Source organism: Pseudoalteromonas sp. (genome assembly GCF_018402495.1).
Taxonomy (GTDB): Bacteria; Pseudomonadota; Gammaproteobacteria; order Enterobacterales; family Alteromonadaceae; genus Pseudoalteromonas.
The window spans coordinates 516,557-542,345 of record NZ_JAGYIU010000003.1; the positions used below are offsets into that span (position 1 = coordinate 516,557).

The 25,789-nt window shown below is 40.3% G+C and carries 19 protein-coding genes and 2 pseudogenes; 14 read left to right on the forward strand and 7 right to left on the reverse strand.

Annotation, left to right across the window (positions count from 1 at the left end; translation table 11 throughout):
• Nucleotide 1: 1 nt before the first annotated feature.
• From KG708_RS12085 to KG708_RS17655, 3 genes and pseudogenes are all read right to left on the reverse strand, one after another.
• Nucleotides 2-1,411, reverse strand: a pseudogene (locus KG708_RS12085) (ATP-binding protein).
• A complete protein-coding gene (locus KG708_RS17840; RefSeq protein WP_366513611.1) occupies nt 1,401-2,354 on the reverse strand; it encodes an FIST N-terminal domain-containing protein in 954 nt (317 codons plus the stop codon). Before KG708_RS17840 ends, KG708_RS12085 begins: the two are co-directional and overlap by 11 nt.
• Nucleotides 2,355-2,365: 11 nt before the next feature.
• Entirely contained in the window at nt 2,366-2,590 is a 225-nt protein-coding gene (locus KG708_RS17655; protein WP_301003395.1) for a hypothetical protein, read from the reverse strand.
• A 516-nt stretch (nt 2,591-3,106) separates the two neighbouring features.
• On the opposite strand from KG708_RS17655, the gene KG708_RS17660 reads away from it, so the two are divergent.
• The 7 genes from KG708_RS17660 (at nt 3,107) to arfA (ending at nt 9,982) form a co-directional block, all read left to right on the forward strand.
• Nucleotides 3,107-3,412: a response regulator gene (locus KG708_RS17660; protein WP_301003396.1), complete on the forward strand. Its 306-nt coding sequence runs from the start codon at nt 3,107-3,109 to the stop codon at nt 3,410-3,412.
• A 26-nt stretch (nt 3,413-3,438) separates the two neighbouring features.
• Entirely contained in the window at nt 3,439-4,308 is an 870-nt protein-coding gene (locus tag KG708_RS17665; protein ID WP_301003397.1) for a diguanylate cyclase, read from the forward strand.
• A gap of 65 nt (nt 4,309-4,373) precedes the next feature.
• Nucleotides 4,374-5,114 (forward strand): EAL domain-containing protein, encoded by a 741-nt coding sequence (locus tag KG708_RS17670; RefSeq protein ID WP_301003398.1) that lies wholly within the window; start codon nt 4,374-4,376, stop codon nt 5,112-5,114.
• On the forward strand, nt 5,111-5,989 hold the full coding sequence (locus KG708_RS12100; protein WP_301003399.1) for an HDOD domain-containing protein: 879 nt from the start codon (nt 5,111-5,113) through the stop codon (nt 5,987-5,989). The genes KG708_RS17670 and KG708_RS12100 overlap by 4 nt, the downstream gene beginning before the upstream one ends.
• Nucleotides 5,986-6,270 carry a hypothetical protein gene (locus KG708_RS17675; protein WP_301003400.1) on the forward strand — a complete coding sequence of 95 codons (285 nt, stop codon included), beginning with the start codon at nt 5,986-5,988 and terminating at the stop codon, nt 6,268-6,270. The genes KG708_RS12100 and KG708_RS17675 overlap by 4 nt, the downstream gene beginning before the upstream one ends.
• Nucleotides 6,271-7,067: 797 nt before the next feature.
• Nucleotides 7,068-9,596 carry a TonB-dependent receptor gene (locus KG708_RS12105; protein WP_213610106.1) on the forward strand — a complete coding sequence of 843 codons (2,529 nt, stop codon included), beginning with the start codon at nt 7,068-7,070 and terminating at the stop codon, nt 9,594-9,596.
• A 185-nt stretch (nt 9,597-9,781) separates the two neighbouring features.
• The gene (gene arfA / locus KG708_RS12110) at nt 9,782-9,982 is read left to right on the forward strand and encodes an alternative ribosome rescue factor ArfA (RefSeq protein WP_213610108.1); all 201 of its coding nucleotides are present in this window, start codon (nt 9,782-9,784) and stop codon (nt 9,980-9,982) included.
• Nucleotides 9,983-10,317: 335 nt separating this feature from the next.
• On the opposite strand, the gene KG708_RS12115 is transcribed toward arfA, so the two are convergent.
• Both KG708_RS12115 and KG708_RS12120 read right to left on the reverse strand, forming a co-directional pair.
• The gene (locus tag KG708_RS12115) at nt 10,318-11,043 is read right to left on the reverse strand and encodes a glutaredoxin (protein ID WP_213610110.1); all 726 of its coding nucleotides are present in this window, start codon (nt 11,041-11,043) and stop codon (nt 10,318-10,320) included.
• A 241-nt stretch (nt 11,044-11,284) separates the two neighbouring features.
• Nucleotides 11,285-12,307 carry a LacI family DNA-binding transcriptional regulator gene (locus KG708_RS12120; protein ID WP_213610112.1) on the reverse strand — a complete coding sequence of 341 codons (1,023 nt, stop codon included), beginning with the start codon at nt 12,305-12,307 and terminating at the stop codon, nt 11,285-11,287.
• A gap of 575 nt (nt 12,308-12,882) precedes the next feature.
• Between KG708_RS12120 and KG708_RS12125 the strand changes: the two genes are divergently transcribed.
• From KG708_RS12125 to nagP, 5 genes and pseudogenes are all read left to right on the forward strand, one after another.
• Entirely contained in the window at nt 12,883-15,573 is a 2,691-nt protein-coding gene (locus tag KG708_RS12125; RefSeq protein ID WP_213610114.1) for a family 20 glycosylhydrolase, read from the forward strand.
• 325 nt (nt 15,574-15,898) lie between these two features.
• Nucleotides 15,899-16,810: an N-acetylglucosamine kinase gene (nagK, locus tag KG708_RS12130; protein WP_213610116.1), complete on the forward strand. Its 912-nt coding sequence runs from the start codon at nt 15,899-15,901 to the stop codon at nt 16,808-16,810.
• Nucleotides 16,810-17,808 (forward strand): glucosamine-6-phosphate deaminase NagB-II, encoded by a 999-nt coding sequence (gene nagB-II, locus KG708_RS12135; RefSeq protein WP_213610118.1) that lies wholly within the window; start codon nt 16,810-16,812, stop codon nt 17,806-17,808. The genes nagK and nagB-II overlap by 1 nt, the downstream gene beginning before the upstream one ends.
• Nucleotides 17,809-18,936 carry an N-acetylglucosamine-6-phosphate deacetylase gene (gene nagA, locus KG708_RS12140; protein WP_213610120.1) on the forward strand — a complete coding sequence of 376 codons (1,128 nt, stop codon included), beginning with the start codon at nt 17,809-17,811 and terminating at the stop codon, nt 18,934-18,936.
• 32 nt (nt 18,937-18,968) lie between these two features.
• Nucleotides 18,969-20,285, forward strand: a pseudogene (nagP, locus tag KG708_RS12145) (N-acetylglucosamine MFS transporter NagP).
• A gap of 69 nt (nt 20,286-20,354) precedes the next feature.
• On the opposite strand, the gene KG708_RS12150 reads toward nagP, so the two are convergent.
• Both KG708_RS12150 and KG708_RS12155 read right to left on the reverse strand, forming a co-directional pair.
• Nucleotides 20,355-21,854, reverse strand: coding sequence for a DUF2235 domain-containing protein (locus KG708_RS12150; RefSeq protein WP_213610122.1), 1,500 nt, complete (start codon nt 21,852-21,854; stop codon nt 20,355-20,357).
• Between the two features lie 84 nt (nt 21,855-21,938).
• Nucleotides 21,939-23,243, reverse strand: a complete 1,305-nt coding sequence (locus tag KG708_RS12155) for an NAD(P)/FAD-dependent oxidoreductase (RefSeq protein WP_213610124.1) — start codon at nt 23,241-23,243, stop codon at nt 21,939-21,941.
• A 234-nt stretch (nt 23,244-23,477) separates the two neighbouring features.
• Here KG708_RS12155 and KG708_RS12160 point away from each other — a divergent pair, with 234 nt between their 5' ends.
• Both KG708_RS12160 and KG708_RS12165 read left to right on the forward strand, forming a co-directional pair.
• The gene (locus KG708_RS12160) at nt 23,478-25,406 is read left to right on the forward strand and encodes a RecQ family ATP-dependent DNA helicase (protein ID WP_213610126.1); all 1,929 of its coding nucleotides are present in this window, start codon (nt 23,478-23,480) and stop codon (nt 25,404-25,406) included.
• Nucleotides 25,407-25,461: 55 nt separating this feature from the next.
• Nucleotides 25,462-25,782, forward strand: coding sequence for a YkgJ family cysteine cluster protein (locus KG708_RS12165; protein ID WP_213610128.1), 321 nt, complete (start codon nt 25,462-25,464; stop codon nt 25,780-25,782).
• Nucleotides 25,783-25,789 lie beyond the last annotated feature (7 nt).

The following is a 25,789-nucleotide window of genomic DNA, read 5'->3' on the forward strand; positions in this document are numbered from 1 at the left end:
TTTAATTCAAAAATAGAGTGCGGAATGACAGATCTAATATTGAGAGCGCGCTGTTAGTTAATGTCGGTTTTTTTGGTAAGGTAATATAAAAAACAGTCCCTTGATTTAACTGACTTTCAACACGAATTTGGCCACAGTGTTGCTCTATAATTGCTTTACTTATAGCCAGCCCTAACCCTGTGCCTTGGCCTATTGGTTTTGTGGTAAAAAAGGGTCAAAAATTTTATTTAATTTGACGTTATCAATTCCACTGCCATTATCTGCAATAGTAATATAAGCATTTTGTTCATCGGCTTCAGTGGTAATACTGATCACGCCTGCTTTGTCACAAATAGCTTGAGCGGCGTTAAAAATAGATTTAAGAACACCTGAGATAGCTGGGTCGAACGTCCGGTGATGATGATTGGCTCTGTGGTGTAGTTTTTTTAACATGTGCGTTGTATTTTATTTCGTTCCAGGCAACACGTAATGTACTGTCAATAAGCTCTGCAATATCAATCTCAGCAATTTGCGTTTGATCCGGATGAGCAAATTGTCTTAACCCTTGCACAATTTCTTTAACACGATCAGCCCCTTCACTCATTTCACTAATTATATCGCTAGAGTCAGTTTTTAATTCATCAAATTGATAATGCTGTAGGGCCTGTGTTAATGGTTGTTGCGCTATGTCCTTGTTTTTTAAGCTCACTAATTAAGCCGATGAACTGATCAATATTATAAGCTAAATTTTGGATGTTACTGACTATATAGCTCAAAGGGTTATTTATTTCGTGAGCAACGCCTGCAGCCATTTGTCCTAATGAGGCCATTTTTTCTGAGTTTATTAATATTTGCTCTATGTTATGTTGCTTTTCTTCCATCTCTTTTTGTTTAACTAGCAGGTTTCGTTTTTCAAATTGTGAAATCGTATTACCAGCAAAACTGACAAAGCGTTGCATTAGGGTAATATCATGTTGATTAAACGCCCCGATCGTCTCGGAAAAATATAGAGCTGGTAGCTTTGTGTGCTTGTGCTCACAGGGGTGGTGAGCATTGCATGCTGCGAATGCCAAAAGAATCTGTTACTTGCCAATCTGGGAGTTGGTGTAAATTAAATACATTTTTAATGTCTCTGTTGGGTTTATCTAATATTTTCAGTTTTGCAATTATTTCATTGCTTTGCGGGTGTGATGCTGTGATTAATGTAGAGGTTTTATCATTGGGATTAATTTTAATTAAAATAGCGGCAGAAAAAGCAATCGCTTGCTGCAAAATATCAAAAACTCGGTGAGTAAGGTTTCAGTTTTGTCGTTTTTATTATTGCATCTAACCCATTTAATATAAGGCTATTAAATGCACGGTTTTCTTCAAGTGCAAGATTATGAACTTGTAATAAGTGGAGTTTCTCTAATAGTATTTCGTTACTGTTCATGCAGGACCACCAAAATCTCACATGCAATCATTAAATTGCCGTGTTTACTTGTTGAATCGCTGAATGTACCAAGTTCACCGAAGGTGAACCCCATAATAAACGGGGTATTCGGTAATTGTGCCTCGATAGACTGTTTTACCTCGTTCATCGCATTTTTAATTGATAGCATACAACCGCCGCAAAAAATAATAATGGCACCGGTAATATTGTTTATAGCGTGGAGCTCTGCCAATTTAGTCAATGAATTAACAACAATATCGCCTCGTTTGATTAATTGCTCCGGGCTACCTGAGGCAAGATAGACAGTGTCGCCAATATTTAGATTTGAGAATAATTCAAGCGTACCATTTTCAGCAACTGCTGGGTGACTGAGCAGTAACCTAGGTATCTCGTCATCTAAAGAGAGGGCTCTCGCTAAAGGGGTCATTGTTGATTGCGCAAGTATATTTCCTGCTGCCAAATGTGCTAGCCCTAAATTTTCTCGCCATTGGTTATACACATTAAATGCAGGTTGGTGATCAATCGTTTTTAATAAGCGACCATCAACGTCTGTAACTGTGCCCTGCTGGTCTGTTTTATCATAGCCTGAGCTAAACAAACCAAAGGTTTCTACACTTGGGTATAGCACCGCAACAATAAAGCCCTGTTGGTATACGCTTTCATTGTTGCTGAAACACCACTTTGCTGAAATATCATTATCGGCGCAGCTGCCACCAAAAATAGGAATGCGCTTTCCTATTACATCTTGAATGCCTTGCAGAACGGTTTCTTCGTTGCCAGGTATTTGAAAGCACCAAACCATTTTGGGTGCGAGTCCTGTTTTACCTGCATTAGCAATGGCTTTTAATACGGTTTGAGAAGCACTTTGTCTTATGTTTTCGCTTGAATCGCAGCTAGCAACACCATAACAACCCTGAGCGTCTTTAATGGATAATAAACTAATGCTTTGCTCGCTTAATGATAGGTTTTTTCAGTTGCAGAGCCAAGACAAGAGGAAATGAGTAAGCAATTATGCGTATTTTTTAAAATGCTTGGCTGTGTGTTTATAAGGTAGTTAATCGTATCTGTTGTTGCAAACCCAAGGAGCAAGTCGGGTTTGCCTTTAGTAAATTGATTTATAGGCTGTATAAATTTATCTATATCGCTGCTGTGAGCATGAAAAGTATCAATGGCGAACATAGATGCTCCTTGTGATGGCAATGGTCGAAAAGTACGTTTAAATTATTAACCATTAAAAATTTAGTCTAGACTATTATTTAGTAGTTTGCGTTTTACTAGGGTAATAATGTCACTGATGTCTTAAGTACCTTGCACGTCGCTTTTGTTGTTAAACTTATGTTATTATAGGTTTAATAACAAGCTAAAAATAAAAGTGTGCTAAAAACAGTAAAACCGAGTGAAATTGCGAGTTCCTGCTGTTGAGACAGCTGGTGGGTTTGAAGTTGCTGTACTAATACCTTAACAACCTCAGTTAATTTATCTATGTCTGGGCTAAGTGGTATAGAGGTGATTCGCTTTATTCGTTCTCACGAAGATTTTAGAGATAGTAGCCATTGGTTATTTCGGGGGCTTAAACTCAATTAATTGATGCCGTTAATACGGGGGATGTACATACATCTAATCCATTTAGTAACGATGCATTGATAAGCAATGTTAATAATTTAATTGGCGATATAACTCTTTTGGGGGTAAAGAATGGCTTGTCGAGTATTGTTAGTAGACGATGAACCCAATGTACTAAAATCTTTAAAGCGTGTACTTGTTCGAACAGGGTATCATGTTGTCACTGCCTCTAGTGGGGTTGAAGCACTTGAAATACTAAAGTCCAATCAAATTGAACTTATCATTACTGACTTTAGAATGCCCCAGATGAATGGCGCCGATTTATTACGACAAGTTAAAAATAATTGGCCCGATTGCGTAAATTTAGTGCTGAGCGGTTACGCTGATTTTAAGTCAGTGGTTGAGTTATTAAATCAGGGATTAGTATTTCGCTTTTAGAAAAGCCGTGGATTGATAGTGAGCTATTGGAGAATATTAGCGAAGCGCAAATGAAATACGAACAACGCCGAGCTAAAAGAGTCAGAGAGCAGTTATTAATAGCCAGTATGTCGGCATTAGTAGAAATAGATAATAACGGCATTATTATTCGTTGTAATGCACCCGCCGCTACCATTATTCCCGATATTCATTTATACGAAAACAAACACTTAGCCAATTTAGATGCCATGCACGACAAATCAGTAAGTCAGTCATTTGTTGATAAGCAAAGTAGTGCACTTTTTATTAATTATGCTAACACCTCAGATCTCACTAAAAGCGAAGAAGTTATGATAGAGCGTTGTTTATCTGACGATTTTTGCCAGCTTTTAAAGTTATCAACTCACACAAAGAGCGTGAGTAATTGTTTTCAGCTTTCAAGCGCACAGTCCGTTGTGACTAACGAGTCTGACTTTTACCATCATTTGACACTTAGCGAAGCGAATAAAGAATATTTTGCTTTAGTGTGTGTTGATATTGCACAATTTCAATTAATCAATGATTTGTTAGGGCCAGAAGATGGTAGCTACCTTATAAAATTAGTTTTAAAAGTGCTGAAAGGGGTGTCTGACAAACCGGTGAAAATTCTTCATAAAAGCGCCGATCGGTTTGTAGTGTGTGTTCCTGATATTAAATCAGATAGTGAAATTTTAATTGATCTAAATAAAGCAATGGATGAACTGAGTAAAATACTACCAAGTAAGTATACGGATGCTCAGGTGCGGCTTTATGGTGTGTATGGGTTGTTCCCCGAAGATAATCTAGAGGGAAAAGAACTCGTTAACCAAATGCAGTTAACTATGAATTACCAAGCAGGTGAGCAGCAGCGTATTTTTCTCGCTTTGATCCTGAACTAGTCGCAGATTATAAAAAGAATTTTGAGTTAAGCCGTTTGTTATTAACTGCGGCAAGTAAAAATGAAATGTCATTGCGTTTTCAACCAAAAATTGACACTAAAACAGGACAAGTGTTTAGTGCCGAAGTATTAATCCGTTGGTATGAGCCGAAAAAGCATGGCTGGGTTGCACCGGATCACTTTATTCCGATAGCCGAATGCGATGGTCAAATTATAGCAATTGGGCGCTGGGTTATTTCTCAAAGTTGTAAAACGCTAAAATATTGGGCAGATAACCACATTGGCGTACGTGCGCTGGCTATTAATTTGTCTGCAAGGCAATTAAAAGATGATCCAGAGTGGATTGATTACATGCTTGAATGTTTAACGATTAATGGGTTAGAGTCATCACAGTTAATGTTTGAGTTAACAGAAACCTACTTAATAGATGATTTTAGTGCCTGTGAACAACAGTTAGTTAGGTTGAGGGAGCTAGGGTTTAAGCTATTAATAGATGATTTTGGTGTAGGTTACTCATCACTTGGCTACCTTTCTAAGCTGCCAGTAGATGGTGTTAAATTAGATAAAAGCCTTATTACTAATATTGAGTCGTCTTTAGCGATGCAAAGCATGGTTCGTAATATCACGCGTATGTCACATGATCTAAACCTAAAAGTGATAGCTGAAGGCGTTGAAACAGCCTTCCAATGTGAGTTAATTAAAAAGTTAGGGTGTGACTACATACAAGGTTATTACTATTGTAAGCCTTTAGAACAAGATGATTTTTGTCGTTATTTAGACCATTTAAATAGTCAAGGTGTGCAATGAGTTCGATAGCGGTAGTCATATTAGATGACGATGCTTTTTTATTAAAAGTATTACAAAGAACTATTCAACGAAGTTTTGAAGATGTTGAGATTATGACAACATCGGACATAGATGAGTTTTGGCAACTGTTAAAGACCAAGGATGACATAGATTTAGTATTGAGTGATTATTTAATGCCACAAATGAATGGGCTGGATGTTCTAGAGCAATGTATTTCACAAAACCCCTATCCTGTAAGGGCATTACTTACCGGTGATATGTCCCTCAGTACCATGATGCGACAGCCAAATGTCGTTCATGCATATTTGGCTAAACCGTTTAATCAAGCAGATATCACTTCACTTTTTAATAATGTAGCAGCATTAAAGTCATTGCCCTTTGCCTTTAATGTGCGCAGGCAGTTAGGGGCTATGATTAGCTTTCCTGTTTACCCAATCATTTTAAAAGAACTCAGAGACTTAGTACAAAGTAATGAGTTTGATTTACATGATATTACGCATGTTGTTTCTCAAGAGCCCATAATAACGGCTAAATTATTACAACTTGCAAATTCGGCTTATCTTGGCTTTGTTAGGCCAACATCGTCAATAGATGAAGCAGTATCTAGGCTTGGAACAACGATATTAATGGCTATCACCACTTCTTTATTGGTGGGCAAAAATTTTGAATCATCCATTCCTACGGCTGTTCATGAAAAGCAATTGGATATAGCTGCGAATTATGCCAGTTGTGTTAAGCGTTTTGCTAAACAAGTGGGTTTTGATTTGCACGATCAAGAGCTATTATTTTCAGTGGCTTTATTGAGTTTTGTTGGCAAAATTATTTTACTGTCTCAAGGCGAAAGTGAAGCGTGTATTGAATATGAAAAACTATGAGTGATCAATATACTTGTTCTCACTTTATTTCGGCCTATGTTTTAAAGTTGTGGGGATATGACACTAATATGTGTAGTTTACTGATGAGCTGCCACGATTTGGCAGGTACTGATGATAATACGCTGATCCCGCTCAATCATACATTATTTATTGTTAGACAAATTTTATTTTATGCACAAACACCTTCGCAGCTGCGTTTATATTGTGAGTTCTACGAGGTAGACGCGACACTCTGTAAAGTTATTAGTGAATTTGATTGGGAAAGTTATCTCTTAACTTAATGGTGCATAAAATAGATCTGCAAAATAGCCCGAATTCCAATAATCATCTCTTCACAGACTTTTCTGCTCCTCCTTCCCGCTTTGTATTTTATCGACTTTAGTTCAGGGTCTGTTGACCTTTGCGGATTACAATTTGTTCAAACTAGGGGCGGTTTAATCGCCCCAAGAGGTTTGTAACCTAGTGGGCTCGATAACTGCTCCTGCGTTATTCTACTGGCTTACATCCCTGTAAGAATAAGTAAAAACCGAGCAAAGCTTCCGCGTCCTGCTCACGCTCCTTACCACCATCCATGGTGGCAACAAAGAGTAAATCGCCCCTAGGCAGAACCCGAAGGGCAGCGCCTGTTTGGCATTGATGCTGCGTTATCGCCTATTTATGGGGAATAACCACACCACATAGGCTATGCCTTGCCTAAATACCAAACAGACTGCTGCAAATTTAACCTTGAAAGGTCAGCAGACCCTAATGAAAACCCCATAAAACATTATTTAAAGTATGTTTTTTACCCTACTTGTGGGTAGAAAACATACAAGCGGGTTGTTTTTAGTAATTATGAATTAAATGGCATTGCTAACAATGTGTTAACTTCTTGAGCTTGATATTAAAATGCTACTTTGGTTTAATTTTGAGCTATTAAGGGTGTTATTTTTCTGTTTTTGAGTGAATTTGCATTTTTATGCTAATTTTATCATATTTTTGTTTCTTTTTATTTGTGTATGTTGCTAGGATGTTGTCAAAGGCTTGCAAGAAAATGCCTTAATAAATTATATGAACACACAAAAACAGGGTCCTCATTATGTCAACATATCCTTTAAATACATTGGCCGTCGCGGTTGCTTTTGCATTTGGTACACCAAGCATAGTTAATGCTCAAGAAGTACCCGCTAAAGCTGAAAAAAATATCGAACAAATATCGGTGTTAGGTTCGCGAGTGTCTAACAGAACTGCGACTGAATCGTCATCACCGATAGATTTGATTGACGCGGATGATTTAAACAAAGGTGGCTTTACTGAGCTTGGGCAAAGCTTGCAAGCTACAGCGCCGTCGTTTAACTTTTCACGTACACAAGTTTCTGATGGTTCCGATTTATTTCGCCCAGCAACATTACGCGGCTTACAGCCCGATCAAACGTTAGTTTTAGTAAATGGCAAGCGTCGTCATAATCAATCTATTTTTGGTTTAACCAGTACCGTGGGCGGTGGCTCTGCGGGCACTGATATGAACGCGATCCCGCTTATTGCGCTAAAAGGGGTTGAGGTGTTACGTGATGGTGCAGCAGCGCAGTATGGCTCAGACGCGATTGCTGGGGTTATTAACTTATCACTAAACGATTCAACTGATTTAACCACAGGTTATGTGCAATACGGTGAAACGGCGCAAGGCGACGGGGAAACAATTTCTGCAGGTTTAAATCGTGGTTTTGAATTAGGTAATGAAGGTGGTTTTATTAATTTATCCCTTGAGTATCGTGATGCAGGCAAAACCAACCGCGCAGAGCGAGATACCGGCGGTTCACTGAATGTCGCGCCCGGCACTTTATCGGAGGAAGTACGTTGGGGACAAGGTAATGCAGAGAGTGAGTTCACTTCGGTATTTTACAATATGGCATTGCCGATGGGTGAAGGAGAACTTTACTCATTTGGTGGTTATTCTAATCGTACAGCATTGGGTAACGGTTTTTATCGTAACTTTAATGAAGCGTCTAAAAACGTAATTCAAGTTTATAGTGATGGCTTTTTACCAAAAATAGACAATGAAGCACAAGATATTTCGGTATCGGTTGGTTTTAAAGGTGAAATTAACCCTGATTGGACCTACGATGTTTCAGCAGTGTATGGTGAAAATCAATATGACTTTACCTCACGCAATACCTTAAACGCCTCTTATGCGGCTGAGTATTTATTTAATAATCCGGGCGCAAGTGATGCCGATATTGCTGCAAATGCAGGACCAACTGAGGGATATTCGGGTGGTTTTCGATTTGATCAAACAACATTTAATATGGATTTGAACGGGATTGTCGATATTGGCCGCAGTGAGCCTGTATACGTGTCAATGGGTGCTGAATACCGTAAAGAAAACTATGAAATTGTTCCAGGTGAAGAAGCGTCATATGCGTGTGGAACTGCCAATACAGATACCTCATACCCATCAGTGAACGATCCGAGTCAATTTGCACAATGTGGTTTTCAAGCCTATAACGGCCTTCGCCCTGAGGCATCAAATAAAAGTGACCGCGATAGCTACGCCGTTTATATTGACGCAGAAACCATGGTTACCGAAGCGTGGAATATTAGCGGTGCACTTCGCTATGAGGATTTCTCTAATGCGGGTGACGACATAATTGGTAAAGTGGCCACACGTTATGAATTTAATGATGACTTTGCGGTTCGCGGTGCATTATCAACGGGCTTTAGAGCGCCGTCGCTACAGCAAAGTGGGTATACGGCGTTTACCACAAACTTAGGCTCGGACGGCACGTTAAGTCAGTCGTTTACCGCTACAACGGGCTCTGCATTTCCAGCTGCTTTAGGTGTTGATAACTTAAAGCTAGAAACATCAACGAACTACAGTGCGGGCTTTGTTTATGATGTGACCAGTGATTTATCGTTAACGGTGGATTTTTACCGTGTAGAAATTGAAGACCGTATTACACTGGGCAGCTTGTTATCGGCTGATGATGTGGCATTTAGTCCTGATGCAGTTGCCGCGCTACAGGCAACGGGTGCAGTACAAGCGAACTACTTTTCAAACTCAGTGAATTCGACAACGCAGGGTGTTGACATTATTGCGTCCTATCGCACTGATTTATATGACGGTAATTTCTCTGCGACGTTTGCCGGTAATTTAAACGAAACTAAAATTGACAGTGTTAATGCAGCACCGGGTATTCCTGAAAATGTAGCACTTGATGATATTCAAAGTAGCTTTTTAACTGATGGGCAGCCGGGCGAACGTGCAACGCTAACGTTTGATTATGAGCGTGACGCGTATAGCTCAATGATCCGCTTTAATTACTTTGGCGAAACCGATGTGAAGTATTTTGGTAATGACCATATTGAACTTGCAACAGATGGCTCATTTAAAGCAACCAGTACGGTAGAATCAGCCGTATTAGTGGATTTAAATGTAAGTTATCAAATTAACGATATGTTTACGTTATCGGTAGGTGCAGACAATGTATTTGATGAAACACCGGATGAATTAGGCGATGATGAAGTATTAAACGCTATTTCAAATGGGGCATTTAAATACCCGTTACGTGCCGTACCCTATGGCTTTGATGGTCGCACTTACTACGCAAAAGTAAGCTTTAGTTTTTAATTTTTAGGTTAAGTTAAACCAGCAAAGGCGCCGTTTATAACGGCGCTTTTTTTATGGCTAAAATATATATTTAAAACAGCATTAAAAATGATTGCATGCTTGAAAATTAAGCATACAATCGCCATCATTAACACAGTGGGATATATATCCCTCGTTATACTCATTTTATTAATAGGAAAAAATAAATGGCGAAAAAAAGCAAAGCAAAAGCGGGTAACAAATCCGCAGTAGACACTGGGCGCGGCGTAATAAAACACAACGCATTGGCAGCACTGGTAACCTCTAAAGTATTTAAACCACAAGTGGTTAAAGCTAAAAAAGGTAAAGGCTCGTTTAAACGCAGCAACAAACACGCAGGACAAGCGTCCTATTTAATCGCGGCTTAAATAGCACCGATCAAATAGGGCTTTTATTGCGAGTTGGCTAAGTGTTTGTTGAAATAAGGCTGGCTTCGGGCTTCGGGCTTCGGGCTACGAGTCACGAGCAGCGAACACAACCTAGCGCCTAGTTGCTTCCCTAGAACCTAGCGCCTTTAACCTACTCTTTCAGCGCAGCGTCTCATAACCTCTTTGTAAATAAATCACTTAAAACATGCTTGCACAATGAGAAGTGAGTGAGGGTTAATGAGAAAATATAAAAACAGGAATGCTCTTCCCGTAGCTCTTAGCCCGCTATCAAAATATGAAGGGCGCGGTAAGCTTTAACTTACCGCGCTTTTATATTATTTAACTAGCATCCATATACCAGCTGCTATCATAAATAGGTTTTCGGTTAATGAAATAAAGCCAAGTGGTACATTGCTATCGCCGCCAACACAGGCACATTTAAGTTCGCGTTTGTCTATATACACGGCTTTAATCACGGATATTGCGCCGACACTACCAATAAACAACGAGATAGGTGCAACCAAGTAAATCGGAAGTGCTGCAATCATGGCCACGCCAACAAAAGCTTCTAAAAATGGGTAAACATAGGCATAGGGGATCACTTTCATTGCGAGTAAATCGTAAGTGATAAAGGAATTTGAAAAACTGCTTAAATCTTGAAGCTTTTGAATGGCCAGTACCGCCATGGTTAATGCAACAAATAACTCAAGCGTATATACGTTTAACCCTGCACCGCTCAACGAAAAGGCTAAACTTAGCAACAAGGTAACCGCGAAAATAGCAATGACCGGCGTATACGTTGTGCCTTGTTGGCCTGCGGGAGATTTATTAAAGTACTCTCTGAGTTCATCATAACCACCGATACGCTCATTATCTATAAATGTTTGTGGTGTTGTTTCTACGTCGTATTTTTGCTTGAAGGCATCGGTATCGGCTCTTGAGGTGAGTAATTGATCGTCTACTTCAAAGCCTTGACGTTCAAGTAAATCTTTAGATTTTAAACCAAATGGGCAAATATGTTCATCGGTTGCCATTCTATACAATTGGGCTGACTTGGCCATAATTTACTCCTGTATATTTATACCAATTTGCAATAATACTTAACTAAGTGAATCGGTATCAGAGAGGTGAACTGAGTTATGTAACCTTGAAAGATCAACAGACCCTAAGTGTAAAATTTACAACATGCGCCGTTTTATTGTTAATAAACTCAGTAGTACAGGCTATATATTCAAAGATCAGGCCGCTTTTATTGCTTTAAGCGCTGAAGGTGGGGGCTTGCAGCGCGCGGCAGCTAATTAATTATAAAGTTAAAGGAGGGGCCGTTGAATCTCTGACAACCAGTTCTGGTGTGTATAGTTTAATAATATCGCGGTCATTGCCATTGCGAATTTGCGCTATTAACAGGCTGGCTGCATCTTCAGCAATTTTATTATTTGGCTGATGAGCTGTGGTGAGCTTTGGCCATGTTTGGCGTGAGAATGGGCTATCCTCAAACCCTGTGATTGAGAGTTCACTGGGGATATCGATATTCATTAATCTGGCAGCAAACAAAGCACCTGCGGCTATTTCATCGTTACATGAAACGATAGCGGTTGGCCTGTTTTGTTGATTAATAAGTGTTTTAGCACCCTCAACCCCGGATTCAAATGAGTATTCGCCATCAATAATTAAGCTAGGATCTATAGTAATGTCGTATTGTTTTAAAGCCGCCTTGTAGCCCTCTAAGCGCTCTTTGGTGGAGTTATGTTCGCTGCCCCCAGCTAAAAAGCCAATGCGTGTGTGGCCATTATTTATAAGGTGTTCGGTAATCGATTTAGAGGCGAGGTTATCGTCAATCATAATACAGGGCGTTAATGAGTCAGGCGCGTCGTGCCCCGATAAAATACGCACAACTTTCAGGTCAAGCTGTGTCAGCTTTTCAACAAAATGTGGCATCTCTGAAAATGGCGGCGTGAGTAAAATACCGGCAATTCGGGTGCGTTTTATCATGCTGGTTATTTCGTCAATAATATGTGCTTCTTTGGCATCGCATGGGTGAATAAGTAGTTCAAACCCTTGCTTTTTACACGCATCTAAAATGCCGTTTTGCATATCTATAATATAGTAGGCATTTGGATTGTCGTAAATGTAAGCAATGCTGTAAGCTTTTGTTCCTGCGAGACTTCTTGCAGCAAGGTTAGGCTGAAAGTTCAACTTTTTAACCGACGCCATGACTTTCTCACGGGTGTTGTCACGCACCGAGGTTTCGTTATTTATTACTCGTGATACCGTTTTTATTGATACCCCGGCATCTTTTGCCACGTCGTTTATTGTTGTTCTCATAGGCTTAATAGACCTTTACATATCATTTTGGGTACTAATTTATCTTTATCGGTTAACAACTACAGCAAAAGCAGTTAACAGTGCTCGGTTTTTATTATTTGACGGCTAAATTATAAAGACATCATTGAATATTAACAGTTAATTTATACGCCTTTCTTGTGAGAATGGTAGATAAAGTTTTAGGTAATAATTTAGTAATATTTAAATTTAATTTAAATACAATAGTTTAAAAGAATATTAAGCACATACATGTAAATTTTTTGTATCTTTTTTACCCTTCTGTGTAGCTATAAAAGAAAAAAAAGGATACATTAACAACTTAATGACAGCGTTGTCATAAGTTGGTGCGCGCTGTTAATTATTATTTAAACCCTAAGGTAGCGGATTGTGTGCGCTAAGGTGGCAATTGCTAGATGTGAATAGTGATTGATTTAAAAGCATAAAATATTTTTTAGCTGATGGTACATTATAAACAAACCACTCTAAGAATGAATGCATTGAAAAATCGGTTTAATTTTTAGCATTTGAAATAGGTGCTTAAGTGACTAAGTTAATACAATAGAGGAAAGTAGCGAATGAAGATTAAATCATTACTGACAGCATGCTGCTTAGCACTGGGTTTGAGTGCGTGTCAGGGCAATGTTGATGAACAAAATACGGTATCGGTTCAGCTAAGCCCCGCAAACGACAGTGCGGTGGAGTTACTTGCTAATACCTTACAAATAAAATATCAGCAAGTTGATAACCGCCCATCAGCACAGTGCGATCCAGATATAGAAAATGGTCACTGTTTTAAAGCAAACTTACATTTAACTGCCAACTCGGCGATTAACGTTGACCAATGGAAAATTTACTTTAGTCAAATTACGCCAATACAAAAGTCGGTTAGCGATGAATTTACTATTAAACACGTTAATGGCGATATGCATGTAATTGAGCTTAAAGAGGGATTTACTGGCTTTAAAGCTGGTGAAACAAAAACTATTACTTTTTATGCGCATTTTTGGTCATTATCGCAAAGCGACGCTATTCCTAACTATATCGTGGTGAATAAAAATGACACCGCTAAAGTGATTGAAAGCACAAAACCTAAAATTGATCCAGAGACAGGGTTAGAGGTATTACCACATGTTATGCCTTACACTGACTACGAACGTCAGTTCAAGCGCACTGCAAATGATAAAACTCAGTGGCTTAGCGCTGAGCGTTTATTTGAGCGTAATGAGAAATATGACTTTTCAGCTTATTTAACGTCGCAAAATCAAGTAAGCAATATTATTGCCCAGCAAATTATTCCAACCCCACGTTTTAGCGAATTTAGTCAAACACAAACGCTGGATATAAGCCAAGGGCTTAATATTAACTATGCAGGCTTGAATAAAACATACTTGTCTGCTGCAACACAAAGGTTGGTATCACTTGGTATTAATTTAAGCGATGATGCAGCGGCAATTAAAGTGACGTTAAATTCTACAGTGAAAAATGATGAATTTGATGGCAGTTATAAATTAGCGATTAAAGCCGATGAAATTGTGATTGATGCTGCTGATGAAACAGGCATTTTTTATGCCTTGCAAAGCTTAGCGAGTTTATATCAGGTTAACAGTAATGTGTTACCAGTGGGGGAGGTGATTGATGCACCCCATTATCAGTTTAGAGGTGTGTTGGTGGATGTGGCGCGTAACTTTCGCGACAAAGGCTTTATTTTAAAGTTACTTGATCAAATGGCTGCTTATAAACTCAATAAGCTGCATTTGCATTTAGGTGATGATGAAGGCTGGCGTTTAGAAATTCCATCACTGCCAGAACTCACGGATGTGGGAGCAAAGCGTTGTTTTGATCAAAGCGAGCAGCAGTGTTTAATGCCACAATTGGGCGCAGGGCTTGATACTTCAAGTGCTGCAAATGGCTATTATTCGGTCGCTGACTATCAAGAAATACTTAAAGCAGCGAGTGCGCGTCATATTCAAGTGATCCCATCGCTTGATATGCCGGGGCATTCTCGCGCTGCAATTAAATCCATGCAAGCGCGTTATAATAAATACATAAAACAAGGCGATAAACAAAAAGCCGAGCAGTTTTTACTGTATGACCCGCTTGATACTACCGTGTACTCGTCGGTGCAGCATTATAACGACAATACCATTAATGTGTGTTTAGACTCATCGTATGCGTTTGTTCGTGAAGTAATGGAACAGGTAAAAGGGATACACAGTGATGCCCAGCATCCGTTAACGCGTTATCACATTGGCGCCGATGAAACTGCAGGTGCATGGATTGAGTCACCGGCTTGCGATGATTTTATTAAACACAATAAGTTAAATATTACTGATGCGAGTCAGCTAGGCAGCTATTTTATTGAACGTATTGCTAATATGTTAGCTGATATGAATATTGAAACCGCCGCATGGAGCGATGGCTTATCGCATACAAACCCACAAAATATGCCAGAGGTTGTGCAAGGTAATAGCTGGGATTTATTAATGTGGAATGGCCATCAACGCGCCCATGAATTTGCTAATAGAAATTGGCAAGTGGTGATCTCATCGCCAGATGTGCTGTATTTTGACTTTCCTTATGAGGCAGACCCCCAAGAGCACGGTTATTACTGGGCTTCAAGGCATATAAATACTGAAAAGATTTTTCAGTTTATGCCAGACAATTTACCCATTCATGCTGAATTTTGGCTCGATCGAGAAGATAAACCTTATGTAGCTGATGACACGTTAAAGCATGATGAGCAAGGCAAGGTCGTATCAGCGCCTTTGGCAAAAGATAAACGCTTTGTGGGTATTCAAGGGCAGTTATGGAGTGAAAATACCCGCACCAACAATATGGCCGAATATAAGCTCTTCCCACGGTTATTATCGTTGGCACAAAGAGCATGGCATAAAGCAGATTGGGCGGTGCCGTATGATCACAATGGCTTTGTTTATAGCCAACAAACAAATCGCTTTAGCTCAGCATTAAAACAGCAGCGCGATCAGCAATGGCAGACTTTTGCAGCCACAATGGGGCTAAAAGAGTTTCCTAAGCTAGAAATAGCTGATGTGCATTATAGGCTTGCAAACGCGGGCGCTAAAATTGATAACGGCATGTTGCACGCTAATATTGCATACCCTGGTTTAGTGATTGAATACAAACAAGGCAGTGGGCAATGGCAAACCTATAAGCAGCCGGTCAAAGTAACACAAGATGTATGGGTTCGCTCTAAAACCCCATCAGGCAGTCGTGTTAGTCGAAAGCTTAAAGTAACGCATCGTTAAGGTGCGTTTTTCCTTAACTTATACCGATTTTATTAAAAACATGAACATTCTAGCGGATTAAGTAACTCGCGACTGCGTTAAAAATTATTTATATAGAACAACTATATATCATAATTTTCGCCTAATTATCGACTTGTTTTCTTGTCGCTATAATAGATCACTAATTTAATGCAATTGGAATTATTGAAGATAAAAGACGTTATATATTTGTAAATAAAAATAATGACAACGCTGTCATTTGTGCTAGTATAAGATTCATACAGTATGGCAGTCCGGTTTTATTTTCAGTGTTTTGCAAAACGGTCGAACAAATTAAGAGGCAAAAATGATCACCAACAATATTAATCACAATCAACTCTTTGTGGGGATCGATGGCGGTGGCACTAAATGTAAAGCAATTATCGTCAATAGCTGTAATGAAATAGTAGGCACCGGTGTGGCAGGCCCAGGTAACCCGTTACATGGGTTTAATCAAGCAACTCACTCTATTGAGCAATCAGCGCGTTTAGCATTACAAGATGCAGGGCTCAAAGAGACGCCTTTATCTGCATTAATCGCAGGGGTTGGCCTAGCTGGGGTTAACTTGCCAAGTTTGCATAATCAAATGACGCAGTGGCAACATCCATTTAAAACTATGCATTTAACGACTGACTTATTAATTGCTTGTATGGGTGCTCATCAAGGTAGTGATGGCGCAGTGATGATTGCAGGTACTGGCTCGTGTGGATTTTCATACGTTAACGGTCAATCGTTTATGATTGGCGGTCATGGTTTTCCTCATGGCGATAAAGGCAGCGGCGCATGGATAGGCTTTACTGCGTCTCAGCAGGTGTTGTTAAGCTTAGACAAATTAATCCCAAGTGGTGTACTCACTGATTTGGTCATGAAATATTTAGAAGTGCGCGATGCAATGCAACTTGTTGAAGTAATTGCCAATAAACCAGCCGCCTTTTTTGCGCAACTTGCAGGTTGTGTTTTTCAATCAGCACAAGCGAACGATGCCATTGCGATTGCTATTTTAAAAGAAGGTGGCGCGTACTTAAGCGATATAGCACGCCGACTATTAGATAAAAACCCACCAAGGCTTTCGTTTATTGGTGGCTTATCAGCGGCAATGACGACGTGGTTAGACACAGATATACAAGCTATTTTATCAGCCCCATTATCGTCACCAGAAATGGGATCAATTCTTTACGCTAAACAACAGCACGTTAATTACAGTAGCCAGGAGTTATGATGTTTAACACCCTAATGGAAAAAGAAGCGGCGCAAACGCCTAATGTTATCAAGCAGCAAATTATGGCCAACCAACCTTTAGTGGAAAAAATTGGTCAAAAGCTTCGCGATATAGCCCCTAAAGTAGTGATGATGATTGGCCGTGGTTCGTCCGATCACGCGGGCGTTTTTGGTAAGTATTTAATTGAAATTGAAGCGGGTGTACCCGTCAGTTCTGCAGCACCTTCAGTGGCGAGTGTCTATGGTAAAACCTTAAAATTAGATGGCGCTGTGGTTATTGTTATTTCTCAATCAGGACGCAGCCCAGATATTCTCGCTCAAGCAAAAATGGCGAAAGAAGCGGGCGCTTATTGTATTGCACTGGTTAACGATGAAGCGTCACCATTGCAAGACATAGTCGATGATTTTGTTCCTCTTAAAGCCGGTGATGAAATTTCGGTAGCGGCAACAAAAAGCTATTTGGCAACGTTGTCGGCATTGGTGCATATTGTTGCTAATTGGACGCAAAATGAGTCATTATTACAAGGGCTTAAAGAGCTGCCTAGCGCGCTTGATGCAATGATAGATTCGCCAACTCAGTTACAGCCTAGTGAGTTTGCAAACATTAAGAACATGGTGGTATTAGCCCGTGGTTTAGGGTTTTCTATCTCAAAAGAAATGGCACTTAAGCTTAAAGAAGTGTGTGCTATTCATGCTGAGTCATTCAGTAGTGCAGAATTTTTACATGGTCCGGTAACCTTAGTTGAGCAAGGGTTAGTGATTTTAGATTGCTCGGTTGATGATGAAACTAAAGAGTCACATCAGCAACAAATTGCTGAGGTCACAAAACGCGGAGCACAGGTTATTAGCCTAAATCAACAGGGTATTGAAGTACACCCTCGATTAGCGCCATTTTTAGTATTGCAGCGTTTTTATCTTGATGTGGCAAAAGTAGCACTAAGCCGTGGTTTTAATCCTGATGAGCCTAAGGGGCTTAAAAAAGTAACAAGGACATTATAAATGTCAGTAAAACGTATTCATGTAGCAGAGTTTTTTGATGGCGAGCAATTTGTTAACGACAAAGTGTTAAGCATTGATGCGGGTATTATTACGGCAATAGATGATAACGTGCAACAGGCAGACGAGCACCTAACGGGGTTAGTTGCGCCAGGCTTTATTGACCTACAAGTTAATGGTGGCGGTGGTGTATTGTTTAATCGTACTAGCAGTGTTGCTGGGGTTAAACAAATGCTGCTGGCACATGCCAAGTATGGCACAACCGCCATGCTGCCGACCTTAATTACCGACACGGTTGAAGTGATGCACCAAGCAGCCAATGTAATTGCAGACGCAATCGTTTTGCAGACTCCCGGTATTATTGGCATTCACTTTGAAGGCCCGCATTTATCAGTCGCAAAAAAAGGCGCTCATAGCGCTGATTTTATTCGCCCTATTTCTGATCAAGAATGGCAGGTGCTATCGCGCCAAGATTTAGGCAAGGTTGTAGTAACGGTTGCACCTGAAAATGTTTTGCCAAGTGACATCACTAAAATGCGCGATTTAGGCATACACGTTTGTTTAGGTCATACCAATGCGAGTTTTGCACAGGCTCAACAAGGCGTTGATGCTGGGGCAACCGGATTTACGCATTTATATAATGCTATGTCGCCATTACAGGGGCGTGAGCCAGGTGTTGTAGGCTGTGCATTATTAAACGATGACACCTATTGCGGCCTAATTGTTGATGGGCATCATGTTGATTACGCTGCATGTCAGCTTGCGTTAAAAGCAAAGCCAATGGGGCGTGTTTTTTTAGTCACTGATGCGATGCCACCAGTGGGTACCAATGACACCGAATTTGCTTTTTTTGACCGTACCGTCAGCTTAGATAATGGTAAGCTCACCTCTACCACGGGTGAACTGGCAGGATCCGCGCTTGATATGGCAACGGCAGTAAGAAATACAGTAACCCATTTAAAGCAGCCATTAGCGCAAGCGCTTAATATGGCAAGTTTATATCCTGCTCAGTATTTACAGTTGCCCGCCACACACGGGCGATTAATACCGGGTAGTCCAGCAGATTTTGTACAATTAAACACACAACAACAAGTCATTAGCACGTGGATTGGCGGCGCTCAGGTTTGTTAACAACATAATAAATATAAATAAAGGAAAATAACATGACAACCAATGTTATGGATACGTCCAAAAATAGTAGCGTGGTCCCAATGGCCATTGTTGCGGTATTATTTTTTATACTGGGCTTTGCTACTTGGCTTAATGGCTCATTAATGCCGTATTTAAGTCAAATTTTACAGTTAACCCCATTTTAAGGGTCGTTAATTTTATTTTCCTTTTATATTGCTGTCACCTTTACTGCGCTTCCCTCGGCCGTGTTAATTAAAAAAGTTGGCTATAAAAACGGTATGGCGCTGGGTATGGGATGTATGATGCTAGCGGGTTTGATGTTCATTCCTGCTGCTATGTCACAGTTTTTTCCTCTGTTTTTATTAGCCCAGTTAGTGATGGGGGCAGGTCAAACTCTATTACAAACTGCGGTTAACCCTTACGTAGTGCGTTTAGGGCCTGAAGAGTCGGCTGCTGTACGTATTAGTATTATGGGTATTTTAAATAAAGGCGCGGGGGTTATCTCACCTATGGTATTTACCGCCTTAATTTTAAGCAACTTTACCGGTACGGTAGGCACAGAGCTGAGCCAAGAGCAAGTTGATGATATGGCCAACGGCCTTATTTTTCCTTACTTAGGCATGGCACTATTTATTGGTTTATTAGCCTTTGCGGTTAAAAAGTCACCGCTCCCTGAACTTATTAATGATGGCGTTGAAGCTATAAATAATAAAGGTGAAATACGCGAAACCTTGTCTCACCCAAACTTAGTATTAGGTGCCATTGCTATTTTTTTATATGTGGCGGTTGAGGTTATTGCAGGTGATACCATAGGTACTTTTGCACTATCGCTGGGAGTCGAAAAATATGGGGTAATGACCTCATACACTATGATGTTTATGGTGTTTGGTTATATTTTAGGTATTTTACTTATCCCTAAATTTATTTCTCAGCAGAGCGCTTTAACCGCATCGGCTGTATTAGGGATTGTTATTACATTATGTATTTTACTGCTCGATGCACAGTCGTTTGTTATTGCCAATGCGTTATTGGTGCCTTTAGGCGGCGCTAATTTACCGGATGCTTTATTACTTATTGCCTTTTTAGGTTTAGCTAACGCTATTGTTTGGCCAGCGGTTTTCCCATTAGCGTTATCGGGGTTAGGTAAACTTACTAGTACTGGCTCTGCACTTTTAGTTATGGGTATAGCAGGCGGTGCATTTGGCCCGGTTTTATGGGGGCTATTGAGTGGTTTTACTTCACTGCAAACAGGTTACTCTGTATTGTTACCGTGTTACTCTGTATTGTTACCGTGTTACTTATTTATACTATTTTATGCGGTGAAAGGCCATAAAATGAAAAAGCAATAACATTCACCAGTTATCCCTAGCTCAGTGCACTTTGCAGTATATAAAGTGCACTGATTATAGGTAGAGCTATCAGCTTAATCGTGTTACTTTTAGTTTTATCCTGCCGGCATTGGCGCCATAAAAACGACTTAAGTCATTAGCAAATGGGCAAAACTCGCCCGATTTTTTAATGGTTATTTCAACGCCTTCTGCAATTTCAAACGCATGTTCATCGCTTTGCCCAACTGTACCAATTAAACTAAACCACTGCGCGGTAGGTAACCGCCTAAATGGTTCAAGTAATGCCATGGGGATTTCTTTAACGCCGAGTTGTACATTATCGCGATGCCATCCAGAAGGTGGGCACTTTATACCATCGTCATACCAAAATTGGTTAGGATAAGGTGTAAAGCGATAGGTCGCACCTTGGGCAAGCATTAATCCTGTGGCGTTATAGGCTTCACTGGCATACACCATTACATCTTGACTTTGATCAACGCTAAGTAAACTCATATTTTGGTTGGTTAGCATTATATGGGCACTGAGTCCCATAAAGTTTAACGTGCTGTCGTCGCTGTAAATCATTTTATAATGTAAGTTTTTTAACGATTCAGGACGATAGCTGGTTAGTTTATTAATTCGCTGTGCAACACTGTGATGTATTAATGGGGCGACGTGGCTGATTTCATCGTCAATTAATACACAGCACTGCCTATCAACAAGTTTAAAAAATGGGTTTAACCAAAAGTAATTTTGCTGATGACTTAACGCCAGTGGATCGGGAATAACAGTCACATCGTCTTGGGCAACTAAGTTACTCTCAGGTAAAAGGTTTTCGTAGTCTATGTCATGACTGGTTAGCAATGAAACCGACAGCGGCTGAGCAATAAGCCATTCAAGTGTATAACGCAAGCAAATATCAGCAAGTCCATCGCGATAATAGCCACCCCCCACATCGGAATGCGCTCCGGCAAACCACAGCTCGGTAATGTTAGCTTGTTGATTCATTAAAGTGGGTTCAAAGGCGCGGCGCTTTTCATCAAGTGCAACACAGTGCAGTGCTTGAGTAATATTATTGGCAATAGTATGGTTTTCAAAAATAACGTGCTCAGCGCCGCGGGTGGCTTTACTTATCTTTGACAAGCCAATTGAGGCCACTGTATCAAATACACATAAATACACCTGCTCGGTAATTAATGGCTCTAAGCACTTGGCAAAGCGCCGTGCCAATGCTGCACCTCGACTAAAACCGGTTAGTAATACTGTATCGCCACTTTGGTAATGTTGTTTAAAATCATTAATAGCTTGGCTTAAAATACTCGCTACATCGTCTGAGCGTGGTGCGAGCGTTTGATTTAAAAGTCGTTTTAAACGGCTGCCCTTAGTACCTATTCCTTGATAATAAAAACTTAATTGCTGTTTAAAAGGGGTAATAGGGGATTCATCAAGTTTACCACCAAATAATAAGTGTAATTTTAAAATGTTAGAGATACTGACGTCTTCTTTATAGTTCTCAGTGCTAAATTGATCTGCATCTCGGGGTTCACTACCTGTACCATCAAAATTAAAAATCAGCGTTTTGACCGTCATGGCATTTATCCTAAAAATTTTCTTATACTTTATATAGCTAATATTAAATATTAAAGACAGTGGCGTGTTTAACACTCACTGATTTTAATGCAGTTTCATTTTAGGACGAACTACTCGTAGCACTTTTTCGCTGATCCACAAAGCAAAGGTTTTAGCACTGCCATGAATAGCGCGCTGATGCATTCTATATAATGAAATATACATAAAGCGGGCAATTTTGCCTTCAATAAAAAAGCTATTACTGGTTAGATTACCCATTAAGCTGCCTACCGTGCTGTAGCGCGATAAGTTGACCAGTGAGCCATGATCGTTATATTCAAACTTTTTAAGGGGCTGCTGGCGTAGTGTGGCAATTAAGTTTTTTTCAACGCATTGTGCCATTTGGTGTGCCGATTGAGCGCGTGGTGGCACTTGCGTACCATCATCTTGCGTAAACGCGCAGCAATCACCAAGCACATATATTTGTGGGTCAAGGTTGCTTTGTAAGTACTCGTTTACTTTTATTTGGTTATTACGAGTCAGCTCAAAAATACCCAGCTCTTTAATAAAGTCAGGTGCTTTTACGCCCGCCGCCCACACCATAATATCCGCGTTTATTTGCTCATCATCATTGGTGATAAAGCCATGTTCGGTTGCTTGTTTAACTTGGGTATTTTCCCGAACGGTGACGCCTAATCTTAATAACTCACGCTTGGCTGAACTGGCAATTCGCTCAGACAGCGCCGGAAGAATCCTGGGGCCCGCTTCAATAAGATGAATATGTAAACGCTTGGCCGACATATTGGTTAAACCGTATATTTTTAGTAAATCAGAAACATGATATAGCTCAGCCGAGAGCTCAACCCCAGTTGCTCCACCGCCAACAATGGCGATGTTTAATGAGTGTAATGGGTCATCGTCTTGATGAAGGCGAGTAAAGTTATCCAGCAGCGCGTGTTGAAAGCGCGCTGCTTGTTGATTTGAATCTAGGTAAAAACAATGCTCTTTAATGCCTGGAGTATTAAAGTCGTTACTCACACTGCCAATAGCAATAACTAAATGATCGTAGTGAACGGTGCGTTTAGGTAATATTTGATGCCCTAACTCGTCATATAGAGGGCTTAAGGTAATGGTTTTATTATTGTTATCGAGGTTGCAAAAGGTACCAAGTTGAAAGTTATAGTGATGTTTGGCAGCATGCGCGGAGTAAACAACCCCATCTAAATCGGCATCAATAGAGCCAGTTGCAACCTCGTGCAATAACGGTTTCCATATATGAGTGCGATTTTTATCGATGAGTAATATATTTGCGTGTTTTTTCTTTCCTAATTTGTGCCCTAATTGAGTTGCTAGCTCCAGCCCACCAGCGCCACCGCCGATGATGACGATTTTTGGTATGGTTATATTCATGACAATGCCCTTAAAAATAATATACCGAAGCAATTTCTGTACGTTGATTTTTAAAATGACTTGGGTATCAAAAAATTATTTTGGCAAAGCACGTTTTTATGGGGCTATAGTGTGCGCCTAATTAAAGGATATGTCAGCAATAAATCACGTCATTTGATGTATACTGATATGCAAATATTTCATCTACTGCGCATTTACAGCATTTATGGGCACCGACATAAAAAGGACGCTTTTATGAGTACATCGCTAGTTCAGTCTCTTGAGCAACATTTTGGTTTTAATCAGTTTAGGGCAGGGCAACAACAAACCATAGAGCAGCTGCTAAATGGCCAATCATCACTGGCAATATTTCCTACAGGATCGGGTAAGTCGTTGTGCTATCAACTCACTGCGTTACATTTACCGCATTTAACGCTGGTGGTATCGCCGTTATTGGCCTTGATGAAAGATCAAATAAGCTTTTTAAACAGTAAAGGCATTTATGCCGCCAGCCTCGACTCAAGCCAAGACCAAATGCAAAGTAGCACTGTAATGAACGACGTACGAAGTGGTAAAGTTAAAGTGTTAATGGTGTCGGTTGAGCGCTTTAAAAACGAGCGCTTTAGGGAGTTTATAAGCCAAGTGGCGCTTTCTATGTTGGTTGTTGACGAAGCGCATTGTATATCTGAATGGGGGCATAACTTTAGACCCGATTACTTAAAACTACCTCGTTACCGTGAAGAGCTAAATATTCCGTTAGTGCTACTATTAACCGCTACCGCCACTAAAAAAGTAAAACGCGATATGGCCGAGCGATTTGCTATTGAGCCACAATGTATTGTGCAAACGGGGTTTTATCGCGCTAATTTAGATTTAAATGTGCTAAGTGTTAAAACGGCGGATAAAAACAATGAGCTTACTAAAATTGTCCGTGCGCAAACCGGCCCGGGTATTGTGTATGTCACGCTGCAGCAAAGTGCTGAGCAAGTAGCCAATATGCTCAGCACACAAGGGTTGCACGCGGTGGCGTACCATGCAGGGCTTGAAGACACCCTACGCGGGCAAATTCAAGACGATTTTATGGCAGGCAAAATAAATGTAGTGGTTGCTACCATTGCTTTTGGCATGGGGGTTGATAAATCAGATATACGCTTTGTGATTCACTACGATTTACCTAAATCAATAGAAAACTACAGCCAAGAAATTGGTCGTGCGGGGCGCGACGGTAATCCTTCAAATTGTTATACCCTGGCTAATTTAGATGGCTTAAATACAGTAGAAAACTTTATTTACGGCGATACCCCAGAGCTCAGTGGAATTGAATATGTCATCAACGATATTCGTCAAGCCCAACAGCAATGGGAGATGCAAGAATACAGCTTATCAAGCGAAAGTAATATTCGCCAGCTTGCCCTTAAAACCTTGTTGGTACAGCTTGAAATGCAAGGCGCAATAACACCGCAGTATGCCTACTATGCCGATTTTAAATATAAGTTTTTGGTTGATAAAACGGCCTTACTCGGCCACTTTGATGCCGATAGACAAGCATTTTTACAGCAAATTTTTAGCCATACCGATTTTAAAAAAATATGGGGCACACTTAACTTTGATTCTCTCACTCAAGCCGCGCAGGTTGACCGTAAACGTGTGGTAGCAGCGCTTGATTACTTAGCTGAAAAAAACCTTATAACCTTAGAAACTAAACGTATTACCCAAGTGTATAAAGTGCATAGCGAAGTGATTAATAACCCTACTCTTGCCCAGCAGTTACATGATTACTTTAGTGATAAAGAGCAAGCGGAAATAAAACGTATTGCTGCCTTGGTGCGCTTTTTTGAGCTGCAATCTTGCTTAAGCTATAACTTAGCCCGTTACTTTGATGATGCCAATGCGCCACAGCAATGTGGACATTGCTCTGTGTGCCGTGGGCAGGCGGTTAAGCTTGAATATTCACTCGCTCCTACAAAGATTGATACAGCGCTTATATACCAAAAAGTGGATGAGTTTTTAGCCCACATGGCAACTAAAGGCGTGCACAATGTGGGGATTGAAACCCAATGCCGATTTTTAGCGGGAATGAGCGTGCCGTTATTTGCGCGCAATAAAGTGCGCCAACTAAGCGGTTTTGCATTGTGCGAGCAGCAGCGCTACAGCGAAATAAAAGCGACATTACTCGCCCGTTAATGCAATTGACCGTAATTGCTGTATCCTAGTGGCTTATTCAAAAAAGTAAGTCACTATGTCGCACATTGTTATTCCTGTTAAAAATATAAACGCAGCGCCAACGCCCGTAACCTGTGCTAATTGCCAAGCTTGTTGCTGCCAATTAGAAGTACGCATTGTGACCGACACCGGTGTGCCATTTAATTTTATTGCTTATGATAAATGGGGTAGCGAAGTAATGAAACGCGCTGATGATGGCTGGTGCGAAGCACTCGATCGTAACACTTTAATGTGCTCTATTTACGAACATCGTCCTTTAGTGTGTCGCGAGTTTGAAATGGCATCGGATGAATGTATTACTGAGCGAGAGTTAGCGGGTATATACAACGCGGGCTAATAAGCCC